Source organism: Flavobacterium sp. (assembly GCF_050696275.1).
Classification (GTDB): domain Bacteria; phylum Bacteroidota; class Bacteroidia; order Flavobacteriales; family Flavobacteriaceae; genus Flavobacterium.
Genome location: NZ_JBOGUT010000024.1, coordinates 25,886 through 38,188, shown reverse-complemented (window position 1 = coordinate 38,188; position 12,303 = coordinate 25,886). Strand labels below are relative to the sequence as shown.

General features: G+C 37.8%; 6 protein-coding genes. 2 read left to right on the top strand and 4 right to left on the bottom strand.

Translation table 11 applies throughout. The features are described 5' to 3' along the window. Positions 1 to 18: 18 nt before the first annotated feature. Positions 19 to 603: a hypothetical protein gene (locus ACRDEC_RS12485; protein WP_431498688.1), complete on the top strand. Its 585-nt coding sequence runs from the start codon at positions 19 to 21 to the stop codon at positions 601 to 603. 123 nt (positions 604 to 726) lie between these two features. Here the strand turns inward: ACRDEC_RS12485 and ACRDEC_RS12480 are convergent, their stop codons facing one another. The 4 genes from ACRDEC_RS12480 to ACRDEC_RS12465 all read right to left on the bottom strand — a co-directional run bounded on the left by ACRDEC_RS12480 (position 727) and on the right by ACRDEC_RS12465 (position 10,854). Continuing rightward, a complete protein-coding gene (locus ACRDEC_RS12480; protein WP_431498687.1) occupies positions 727 to 1,191 on the bottom strand; it encodes a hypothetical protein in 465 nt (154 codons plus the stop codon). A 732-nt stretch (positions 1,192 to 1,923) separates the two neighbouring features. Continuing rightward, positions 1,924 to 3,801, bottom strand: coding sequence for an OmpA family protein (locus ACRDEC_RS12475; RefSeq protein WP_431498686.1), 1,878 nt, complete (start codon positions 3,799 to 3,801; stop codon positions 1,924 to 1,926). Positions 3,802 to 3,817: 16 nt separating this feature from the next. After that, positions 3,818 to 4,738 carry a PorP/SprF family type IX secretion system membrane protein gene (locus ACRDEC_RS12470; protein ID WP_431498685.1) on the bottom strand — a complete coding sequence of 307 codons (921 nt, stop codon included), beginning with the start codon at positions 4,736 to 4,738 and terminating at the stop codon, positions 3,818 to 3,820. Positions 4,739 to 4,806: 68 nt separating this feature from the next. Further along, positions 4,807 to 10,854, bottom strand: a complete 6,048-nt coding sequence (locus tag ACRDEC_RS12465) for a fibronectin type III domain-containing protein (protein WP_431498684.1) — start codon at positions 10,852 to 10,854, stop codon at positions 4,807 to 4,809. Between the two features lie 173 nt (positions 10,855 to 11,027). Here ACRDEC_RS12465 and hflX point away from each other — a divergent pair, with 173 nt between their 5' ends. Next, positions 11,028 to 12,257: a GTPase HflX gene (hflX, locus tag ACRDEC_RS12460; protein ID WP_431498683.1), complete on the top strand. Its 1,230-nt coding sequence runs from the start codon at positions 11,028 to 11,030 to the stop codon at positions 12,255 to 12,257. Positions 12,258 to 12,303: the final 46 nt, after the last annotated feature.

Below are 12,303 nucleotides of genomic sequence, written 5' to 3'. Positions count from 1 at the left end.
ACATAAAAACTCATCCTTATGAAAAAACTAATTAAAATCACTTTGCTTGCACTGTTTATAGGAACAGCCGGAACATTCCTCTCCTGCAGTGACAATGATGACGAACCCACAATGACCGAACTGACCCTGTACCAAAAACTGGGAGGCACCTTAAAAGTTGCTGATCCCAATAATCCCGGTATGATGATTGAAAAAGGACGTTTAAGTTACCGTTCCGTCGTAGATTCTACCATTACTCTGATTGTTGCTGATATTGTAGCGGGATCCAGTGGAAATTTCGGAGCCCATTTTGCCCCATTAGTTGGTGAAGTTTCTGGCGGTAATACCACTAACGTTGCCGTATTAAGCAAAAACCTAACCGATTTCTTCTCTGCAAATACCGGTGGAAGCGCCACCAATACGTATTCCGGAGCCAGTATGATAAACGCACACAATCCGGCCATTAACAGCCGAATGGGCGTTAAGGCTACCAACGCTAATTTCGATAAGTTCATTGGTTATGTTGGTGCAGCTGCAGGACTTAACGGAGTAACCGATCCAGTAGTTATCAATCAGGTTGTTGCTGTTTTAGAATCCCTACGAACTCAAGTTGTTCAGCCCTAAAGTTTGTTTTGTTTTGTTGTTAATGTACATGCACTGTCTTTTCTGCCAGTGCTTGTACTATTTTATGCATTATCCAGTATATAGTGCCCTCAAATTGTATACACTTCTCTTTTTAGAATCACGTTAACAAGGCCATGGCAGGGCATTGCATGTATTTATGACAATGGCTGTCACTTCAAGTAATACCTTTAAAATATCTTTCAGCCATTTGGGAAATTCTTTTTCACTCAGTGCCGGGCTATCGCTTAAATCTCCAAATACATTCTTACCGCCGTTGCTGACATATTTCACTAACTGATTGGATTCCTTTCCTTCATAAGAATTCAGGATATCTTCCGTGGATACATTTTTTATATAAAACTCAAATGCTTTGTTTAAAAAAACCATCCCTTCTGCACTAACCTCCTTTTCTATTAAGATTTTTTGGAAATCATCCTTTGTAATTTTTGTTGGAGCTGTTCTTTGCAATAACTCTACACCAGTGACCATTATCGTTCTTCTTAAGGCAAGCGCGGTATTATTATCTTGGGCATATCCTCTAAAACCAAATAGGACAACAATTAGTACTGTATGGATTATTTCTTTCATATTTGTATTGTCTTTATAAAAAAGAGGGAATTGGAAATCGGAAGCGATTGAGGCAAAAGACGGGCTTTTGAAGTCCGGAGCTTTTGTCCCAATAACTACTTCCTCGCACATCAGGGGCTAAAAATTTATTTCTCTAACTGCTTCCATCGAAACAAATAACTTCTTTTTAGTTTTCGTCTTAATTGTATACTGTCTTTTCGTCTTTGATTTGAAGTCATAAACTATTTTGTTATATGATGTACACTTGAAAGAATTTATATTTTCAGTGCTATTACTATTGTATTAGCAATAACGTTCCTGATGATTGTATCTGTCAAATTTCCTGAGGTCTGTATAACACCTATAAAATAAATTGAATTGTTTCAGAGATAGCTAATTCCTTAAAAAACACAAACCGGTATCTGATTGTCCGACAAATGTATATGAGAAGTTTCTTACGCACAAATTGTCTATTTATCAATTCGGGAATTGATTACTATCAATTTAGAAATTGAAATAAAACACTTCTTTAAATCATTCATTCACAACATTTTGTAAATTCCTTCTGAAGAAACAAATTCTGTTAAAGAGTAATGGAATCATGCTGAAAGTATTGCTTTTCAAACCGAAGGCAACTCTTATCAGCAATGCATTGCCGGGTTTTTCCACTGAAGCTTTTATTAAATACAATCACAGCAAATAAAAAAGGTCCCGCTTATAACGGGACCTTTTAAATACTAGTGTAAAAATATGTTATTTCTTAATAATCATAAATTCAGAACGACGATTTTCAGCATGTTGTTCTTCAGTACAATCAGCGCCACAATTTACTTTAGGCTCAGATTCTCCAAATCCTTTTCCACTGATTCTTTCTTTAGCAATTCCTTTCGAAATCACGTATTGAACTGTCGATTTTGCTCTACGATCTGATAAAGACATATTGTATTTATCATCACCACGTGAATCTGTGTGTGATTTAGCAAAAATAACCATGTCAGGATATTGAACCATTACTGCAACTAACTTGTCCAACTCAGAAGCGCCTTGCTCAGTAATGTTACTTTTATTGTATTCAAAATTAATATCATTAAGAATAACTTCAGTTTCTGTTATAATAGCTTCAATAGGAGCCAGATCAGCGTTCACAGCAACTTCTCCACCTTTAGACTTGTCCATAGTAAATACATTGCTCGAGTAACCATTTCTGTCTACATTCACGAAGTATTGTTTATTACATTCTACTGGGAAATTTGCAGAGCCCATCTCGTTTGAGTTTCCTTTGGCAATTACATTTTTCTTTTCATCAACCACAGAAATCAATGCATCAGATAAAGTAGCACCTGTTTTCGCATCACGTACAGAAACAGTCAGGTTTACATTACAAACCGGAATTGCCAGGTAAATATCATCATCGCCAGCACCACCTTCACGGTTACTGGATAAGAAAGCAGTATTCTGATCTTGGTTGAATGTAAATCCGAAATCATCTTTTTCACTGTTTACCGGTTTTCCAAGGTTAATTGCATCTCCATTAGTGTTCAAATCATAAGCGTAAACATCTAATCCTCCTAAACCTTTTCTTCCGTTAGAAGCAAAATACAAGGTGTTATTGTCAGCAATAAATGCAGATAACTCATTTCCTTCAGTATTTACTTTAGCGCCTAAATTTTCAGGTGTCCCGAAAGTACCATCGCTGTTTACAGCCACTTTCCAAACATCGGTTTTACCCATACTTCCTGTCATATCAGAAATAAAATAAAGCGTTTTACCGTCTTTACTCAAAGAAGGGCTACTCGTGTTGAAATCCTTTCCGTTAAAAGAAACCGAAGTAACATTAGTCCATTTCTCACCGTCTTTAGTCGCTTTGAAAATGTTCATCTTACCCATATTCGCTTTCTTATCCTGTGTTTTAACGCCTTTTTTATCAAAGAAACTTTCACGAGAAAAGTAAACAGTGTTTCCGTCAGCGCTTATAGTAATAGGCCCTTCATGGTATTTAGTATTCAAATCTTCAACAGCAATAGCTAGATTCCCTGCTTGTCCGTCTTTAAAATCTGTTTTATAAATATCAAGATAAGGCTGGTCATTCCACTCGTACGTTTTGCGAGCTGTATTTCTGGCAGAAGCAAAATAAATCACATTGTCTTTCATGTAAGCACCAAAATCAGAATATTTGGAATTGAAACTTAGTGAAGAAACATCGAATAATTTTGATTTTCCTAATAACTTGGCAAGATAATTAGCATCGTCCTGAACGTTTTTAGCTCGATTGTCATTAGGAGCCAAAGCCGCGAATTTCTGCATCATTGCGTTAGCCTGATCGTACTTTTTGTTTGCTTTCAGCATTTGTGCATAACGGAAATAGGTTTCTGCATCCTGCTGAGTTGTAATCGCTTTTGCATACCATTTCTCAGATTCAACAGAATTGAATACGTTATAATAACAGTCACCTAATTGCTTGTAAACATAAGCGTCTGCCTTATTCTTATCAGTTAGTTTTAAGTATTCTTTAGCCGCGTCAACGTACTCGTATTGTCCGAAGAGCTTATCTCCAACTTTAGTGTCTTTGTTTTGAGCGTTACCTGCTGAAATGGCTAGAACAAAACTTAAAGCTATGTATATTTTTTTCATTTTGTTTTCTTTAATATTAGAAATAACGTGGGGAACTTGATACTTTTTTAGGGAAATTCAAGTCGAACAACAAGATAAATTCATGTGATGAAGGTGTAGCCACTTTCAAATCAGAAACGATATGATCGTAAGCATAACCAACACGAATACCATCCGAAACTTTATAGTTTACCATACCTCCAAAGGAATCATCAAATCTATAGGTAGCTCCAATTTCAAATTTCTCAAAAAACAAAAAGTTAGTTGATAAATCAAAGGAAGTAGGAGCATTAAATGCCGATTTAACCATGAAGAACGGTTTGAATTTCGTTGATGGAGATAAATTGAAAACGTATCCCCCAGTTAAGAAATAGTGTTGTACTTCTGAACCGTACTGGACACCATTATAATCTAAATGAGTTGATTCAAGCATATTCGGAATCGAAAAAGCCAAGTAATATTTATCTGTATAATAGAATAAACCGGCTCCGATATTCAAATCAGAGTTTGAAGTATCTTCGCTGAACGCTCCATCATTTGGAACTGGTAAAGTACTTGCAATCTGACTATTTAGCCCTATTTTCTGCAAAGAGACACCGGCTTTAATACCCATTGCCAATCTATGCTCACCGCCTAAATTAAGCGTATATGAGAAATCTCCGTAAATATTGGTTTCTTCAACCGGTCCGATTTTATCTGAAATAACAGAAAGCCCTAATCCTACATTCTTTCCAACCGGTGAATGTCCGGTAGCAGTAAATGTTGTTGGTGCATCTTCAATTTCAACCCATTGCTTACGGTATAAAAGCCCAAGCGATAAGTTTTCTTTAGATCCTGCATAAGCTGGATTGATAACATTCATATTATACATGTATTGTGTATAATGCGGATCTTGTTGAGCCTGAACATCAAAAATTGCCATCAAAGCAACAACTGTTGTGAAAAATAATTTTTTCATTTGTTAGTTTTTATTTGGTTAGTAAAGCAAGCCTGCCTATTACCGGCAGACTGCTTTCTAATTTTTAATTATCTATTAATATATACCCAACCTGATTTAGTTTCGCCACTTGTTTGCTCAATTACATAGTAATAAGTTCCGTCTGGCAATACATTTCCTTTATCCGATTGACCTTTCCATTCGTTAGTATAGTTAGCTAAGCCGTAGACTTTTGTACCATATCTATTAAAGATATTCAATTGTCTAACTCCTAAACCTCTTAAATCGAATTCGTCATTATCACCATCATTGTTAGGTGAAATACCTTTTTGAATAGTACAAAGAGGGCTTTCAACAATGAATGACTCGCTATCGGTACATCCTTCTGGACTTGTAGTTACCTTAACGGTAAATGTGACAGGGAATGAAGATATATTATTCGCATTAGCATATGAAGTCACATTGAAAGTAGACGCAATAGCATCTCCATCAACAATTGGAGTTGTCAAATCATTTGCATTATACCATACATAATTATATGTCCCTGTTCCTTGTGGAGTTGCAGTAATAATAAAATTACTTCCTTGACATTCACCTATCGTATTGATTGGAATATTCGTTGTGTCTAATGTAACTTCCATTTGATGCGTTGTTGTACATCCTTGGTTATTAACCGTAACTGCATAAGTACCATAAGCTGTACTGCTCACAGAATTTCCTGTTTCAGCTGGTAACACGTTACCATCCAATGTCCAAGTGTAAGTAACACCTGTTAAGTTTGAAGGCTGTACAGAAATAACTGCAGTTTCATTAGCACATTTTACCAAATTAGTTCCTGATAACGTGAATACTGGAAGTGCATTAACTGTAAATCCTAATGTTAACGTTATTGAACATCCACTCAAGGTAACTGTTACTCCATAAGTACCTGTAGCGGTTGGTGTAATTTGATTAGTAGTACCTGCGATTGGATTTCCGTTTAATGTCCATGCATAAGTAGCATCACCTACTACAAAGTTAACTGGAGAAACCGTAATCGTTGCTGTTTCGTTGCTACAGATAGTGTTATCCGCATCTGAAGAAGCAATTGTAGCAATTGGCAATGGATTAATTGTAAACACTAATGATTGTGTAGAAGTACATCCATTTAAAGTAATCACTACGTCATACGTTCCTGAAGCTGTTGGTGTAATTTGGTTTGTCACCTCAGCTGGAAGAACCGTTCCGCCTAATGACCAAACATAAGCAGCATCAGTTGCCACAAAGTTGGTAGGTGTAACAGTAATCGTTGCTGTTTCGTTACTACAAATTGTATTATCCGCATCTGAAGAAGCGATAGTAGCTAATGGCTGAGGATTAATTGTAAACGTTAATGACAACGTTGTAGTACATCCATTTAAAGTAATCACTACATCATACACTCCTGTAACAGTTGGTGTAATTTGTGGACCTACTTCAGCTGGAAGAAGCACTCCATTTAATGACCATACGTAAGTAGCATCAGCTGGAACAAAGTTAGTTGGTGTAACTGTTATTGTTGCTGTTTCGTTGCTACAGATTGTATTATCCGCATCAGAAGATGTAAGTGTCGCAATTGGTGTTGGCTTAACCACTAAGTTTTGAAGTACAATAGTATTACATACCGGGAATCCGTCTGCTGCAACTCTAATATAAATCGTTTGAGAACCACCTGTATAAGGTATTGCTGCGTTTATAGGGTTAAGGTTATTTAAAGCATCACTTTCATTATAGTGATAAGACACCGTGTAAGTGAAGTTTGTATCCAATCCTGCTAAAACGTTAGCTGTCAAAGTAGATAAATCGAATGTGGCTATTCCGTCGTTTGAGGCATCATCACAAAGTGCATAATCTGGTTGATCACCGATGATTACGTTTGGTCCTAAATTTAAAACCATTGTATCTTGAACATCATTTGGCGCACAAGTTCCAATAACAGTATATATTCCTGATTCTGTGGCAGTATAGGTTTGAGATGTTGCTCCCGGAATTATTATTCCTCCTTTTTTCCAAACAAATGTAGCTAATGGATTATTCAATTGAGAATCTAAAACTACAGATGTAACACCACAAAGGTTTTGATCTGGTCCTAAATCTACCTCACATACAATAGAACAATCTGTTAATCCAGATCCAGGTACACCAAAGTTAGTCTGGTCGAATCTGATAAATCCAGCCGCCCCGTTAAAGTTGGTAATTACAATTACATAAACCTGACCTGCAACAGCATTGTTGATTGTGAAGTTTTCAACCGGTGCAGCAGAATAACTACAATCCATAATATTACCAGGTACATACGGATAGAACGTAGGGTTGGTAGTATTGTTTGGACAAGCACCCGGTGTTGGACAACCATTTCCTAAATTACCGCAAGCTGCAGAATTTGAAGCAAAAGGCCCCCAAGCAACGAAGTCAACGTCAAGACCTGTACCTGTTGGGTTACCAGCAGCGTTAAAGGCAGTGTTTTGCGTTATCTGGAATGATAGGTTACCTGACTGTAAAATAGTCATGAAATAATAAGTCGGGTTTGGATTTGTAAACAAACACGCTTGTTGTCCTTCACTTGGAACACCTGTTGTATTTGGGAAAATAAACGGATCCGTTGGGTTTGAACATGTTGCTTCCGCAGTTTCACATGTAGATACTGTTCCAATACAGATATTGAAAGTTGTTGTTTGATTTGTTGTTGCTGTAGCGGTATATACTCTTACGTAATACACGTTACCAATAGTCAATCCTGAGATGATACTATTATTATTCAACTGACAAGCTCCTTGTTGAACTAAAGCTCCGCAAGTACCTGAATATACAACATGATTTAAATCTGTTGTTGAACCGGCAACATTAAATAAATTAATATAATGCTTCGTAGAAGTAGCTGTAAATTGGAACCAAACGTCATCATTTGCAGTTCCACCACAAGCTGTTGCAGGCAATGATCCTGTAGCTCCGATAACGGAACCACTACCAAATAATGCACATGAAGCATCATCATTCACAGGAACAACTATTGCGGTAGCACATTCGTTATTAGAAACCTGAGTTCCAAAAGCAAATGGTCCTGCCCAACCGCTTAATCCATCGACAGCTCCACAATCTGTTCTTACATAAAATTCATATAATGTCCCTGGCGCTAATCCAGATGTACCATAAGTAGGCGTCGGTCCTGGAACTAATGTTCCTGCACCCGTAGGCAATCCTAAAATTGCAGGTTGCACCACAATCTGCCATCCTCCAATAGGAGATCCTGGAGCTGCAGGCTGTACCCACGTTAAGTTTGCTGATGTTTGTGTTATAGTGTTCGCTCCTAAAGTGATTGGTTTAGCACATGTTGGAGGAGTACACTGAGCAATATCTGTATATAATAAAGAAGGTGCTGAACCTGTACCTGGAGCTTTTGTATAGATAACATCCAAGAATGGTTCAATAATTGCCACACCAACTTCTCCTGGGAAACTTCCAGGAACTGTCCAATGCAATTCAAATGGCATATCATCACATAATGGTACAAGAACGTTAATAGGTCCTGCCCCTGCTGTAAATGTTGCACCTAATGTCGCTACAACAATACCATTTTGTCTTACTTCCATTCTGGCACCGTTCCATCCATCACCGAATGAATCCGTTAATCTGAATGTATAATTACACTGATTTGCCGGTAAACAAATAGTCGTACAGAATCCTTTTGGTCCAGACCAAAGACTTGAATCTGTTGGAGAACATACTGCTCTCACATAGTAATCATAACAATGTCCTGAAAGCAACCCTGTAGCCGTAAAATTATTTGTAACGCCAGGGAATGTTGGTGTTGTTGCTGCATTCGGAGCTGTTGCTCCTGCATCAACCACATAAATATCCCAAGCTGTCGCTGTCTGAGCTTCAGTCCATGCAAAATCAGCAGTATTCATTGAAATATTAGAAACTAATAAAGCTGTCGGCTGAGGACATGTAGGCAATGTTGTAAAAGAAATTGGCCCTGCCCACACACTATCACTAGTTGGAGAACAAACTACTCTTACATAAAACTGGTATGTTGTAAGTGGTGCTAATAATGTAGCGACCTGAGAGTTTGTCGTTATGTCATTATAAGTAGGTATAGTTGCTGTAGTTGGAGCTGGTGATCCAGTCGTAACTACATAAACATCCCACATAGTTGCTCCTGCACCATTCCATGCTAAATTAGCAGTAGTTGTTGTCATACCTGTTGCAGTTAATGCAGTAGGTGGCAAACACGCTGGTGTAGAACAATTAAATGAAGCTGTATATAACAATGATGGTGCAGAACCTGTACCTGATGGTTTGTTATATAAAGTCTGACCAAAGTTATTGATTACTGAAACGCCAACTTCTCCAGGGAAACTTCCTCCAACTGTCCAATGCAATTCAAACGGGAAGTTTTGACACAAAGGAACTGTAATGTTGATTGGTCCGGCTCCTGCTGTAAATGTTGAACCGATAGTAGCAACTACTACCCCGTTTTGTCTTACTTCCATTCTTGCTCCATTCCAACCGTCTCCGAAAGAGTCTGTCATTCTGAAAACATAATCACATCTGTCAACTGCATCACAAATAGCAGTATTAAATGTATATGGTCCTGACCATGAACTGAAGACACCACTACCACAATCAGATCTTACCCAATATTGGTAAGCTGTAGCTGCAGTTAAAGGTCCAACAGTAAAGTTTGTATTTGTCCCTGCTGGCTGACCTGATCCAACTGGAATAGGTGATCCTGCTGGTTGTACAGCCACTTCCCAAGCTGTTGCTCCGGTAGGGTTTGTCCAAGACAAATCAGCACTAGTTGTATTTATATTTGTTGTAGGCAAACCAACTGGCGGCGTACAATTAAATTGCTGAATAACTAATGAGTATGGAATTCCAGCAGCTGGAGTTGTACTTGAAGATATAACTATAATATAAGTTTGTCCTGCTGTTACTGCTAGTGGTTGAATTATTCTAGGGTTTCCTGTAGCGTCAGCAACACCTGCTAAACAAGCCACACCCACATTTGCACAACCGTTATACACAAATATACTTGAACTGACACCAGTTGGCGTCATTGAAATTGTAACATTTCCTGTGAAAGTCGGTGTAAAAGAGTAAAATACCTCCGCACCCGCGAAATAATTTGTTGCACCACCGGCACACCCTGGTCCTTGAGGAGTATCTACCTCATCACCAAATAAATTTGTATTGCTGCTTTGACTAAAAGGTAATCCTCCAATTACTATCGGAGTACTACATATCGATCCGGCCGGAGTGGTCAAGAAAGTATAAGGACCAACCCATTGGCTATAATTATTAGCTCCACAAACAGCTCTTACCCAATATTGATAACTTGTTCCTGGTAATAAAGAGCCGTAAACCTGATTATTTGCTATTCCTGATGCTGTTGGGTTACCTGATTGAGGAGTACCAACGGTACTAACTTCTACGTCAAATACTGTTGCACCACCATTTGCTGTCCAAGCTAAAACTGCTGATGTTGGTGTTACAGCTCCAACTGCCTGACCTGTAGGATCCAAACATTGCTGCTGAACTATTACATCATCGACTATCCATCTGTCTCCTGTTGTAGCACCGGCTGTTTGAGTGTGAACCTTAACAAAAGCAATATACACTTGCTGACCAGCATAAGCATTTAAACTAACAAATTTTTCCTCATATACATTATATGTGGTATTAAGTGTTGTTTCTGTCCATGTTTGGACTGGCGTTGCATTAAATCCTGCAAGATTGCCCTGCACAGGATCTGTTGAGATTCTTATCTCATAAGTAGAACCATTATTACCAATCAATGTCTGTCTGGTAAAAAATCGTAACTGTCCGTTTGCAGGTACAGTTATACGTGGTGTTACAAGCCAATCTTGTGAGGTGTTACCTGCACCAATATTTTCACGATCCACAAATGCCGCCTTTGTACCTGTATGCACAAAAGCAGGATTAGTTGTCTCGGTCCAATTTAAGCTTGTCCCTACACCGTTATCGAAGACGGCCCAGTTCCCTGGCACTGCAGATGTAGGCGGGAAAGTGGCTCCCTCAAATCCCTCTGAGATCACCTGAGCAAAACTCAGGAAAGGTAAAAGGAACATGAAAAAACCAAAAGTAATTTTTTTCATAGTTGTAATATTTTCGGTTAACTAGTTTGATTAATCCCCAAATGTAAAAAAAATTAACAATTCTATAATATTTAAGACAAAAATGTTTGCTTTTTTTCGATGAAATGCTTATTACTTATAAAGAAAATGCAAAGTTTCGCCACAAATTAGTAGTTTTGTGCTTTATTCACACTATGTTAGAAAAAGAGAAAATAAATTTTGAAAAAACCGTTATTGTAGGAATAATCACCCAAAATCAAAGTGAGGAAAAGTTGAAAGAATATCTGGATGAACTAGAATTCTTAACATTTACAGCTGGTGGAGAGGTTATAAAGCGATTTTCACAAAAATTAGAGAGACCAAATCCTAAAACTTTCTTAGGAACAGGAAAGATGGAAGAGATAAGTTATTACATCAAAGACAATGGCATTTCAACCGTAATATTTGATGATGAACTATCCCCTTCACAGCAAAAAAACATTTCTAAAATTTTAGATTGTAAAGTTTTAGACAGGACTAACCTTATATTAGATATTTTTGCCCAAAGGGCAGAAACCTCCTATGCCAGGACACAAGTTGAGTTAGCTCAGTGCATTTATCTTTTGCCAAGACTATCAGGAATGTGGACACACCTTGAGCGTCAAAAAGGAGGAATTGGTATGCGTGGTCCCGGAGAAACCGAGATTGAAACCGACCGACGTATTGTTCGCGACAGGATTTCGCTTTTAAAAGACAAAATAAAAACAATCGACAGACAGCAATCTATCCAACGAAGCAATCGTGGCGCAATGGTTCGCGTGGCTTTAGTAGGTTATACTAATGTGGGTAAATCGACACTTATGAATGCTGTAGGCAAAAGTGATGTCTTTGTTGAAAATAAATTATTTGCTACACTGGATACGACGGTTCGAAAAGTGGTTATTAAGAATTTGCCCTTTTTACTTTCCGATACAGTTGGTTTTATTCGAAAACTGCCGACACAATTAGTGGATTCTTTCAAAAGTACGCTCGATGAAGTTCGTGAAGCCGATTTACTGCTTCATGTTGTAGATATTTCGCATCCTGATTTTGAAGACCATATAGAATCCGTAAATAAAATTTTACTGGATATCAAAAGTGCAGATAAACCAACCATCATGGTCTTTAATAAAATTGATGCTTACAAACATCTAACCATCGATGCGGATGATTTAATTACCGAGAAAACAACCAAACATTATACATTGGAGGAATGGAAAAACACCTGGATGAGTAATGTAGGCGCAGATAATGCTTTGTTTATATCGGCAACTGAAAAAGAAAATTTCGAAGAATTCCGTAAAAAGGTTTATGAATCCGTTAGGGAAATACATGTCACCCGATTCCCTTATAACAAATTCCTATATCCGGATTTCGAGGATGCCATTGAGAAAGAGGACGAGTAACCCTTCGGAAAAACGAAGCCAAAGCAATTAAATTTGCCAGGAATTG

Coding starts and splice junctions, on each gene's coding strand:
- ACRDEC_RS12470 (WP_431498685.1), bottom strand. CDS start 4,738: ATGAAAAAATTATTTTTCACAACAGTTGTTGCTTTGATGGCAATTTTT.
- ACRDEC_RS12475 (WP_431498686.1), bottom strand. CDS start 3,801: ATGAAAAAAATATACATAGCTTTAAGTTTTGTTCTAGCCATTTCAGCA.
- hflX (WP_431498683.1), top strand. CDS start 11,028: ATGTTAGAAAAAGAGAAAATAAATTTTGAAAAAACCGTTATTGTAGGA.
- ACRDEC_RS12465 (WP_431498684.1), bottom strand. CDS start 10,854: ATGAAAAAAATTACTTTTGGTTTTTTCATGTTCCTTTTACCTTTCCTG.
- ACRDEC_RS12480 (WP_431498687.1), bottom strand. CDS start 1,191: ATGAAAGAAATAATCCATACAGTACTAATTGTTGTCCTATTTGGTTTT.
- ACRDEC_RS12485 (WP_431498688.1), top strand. CDS start 19: ATGAAAAAACTAATTAAAATCACTTTGCTTGCACTGTTTATAGGAACA.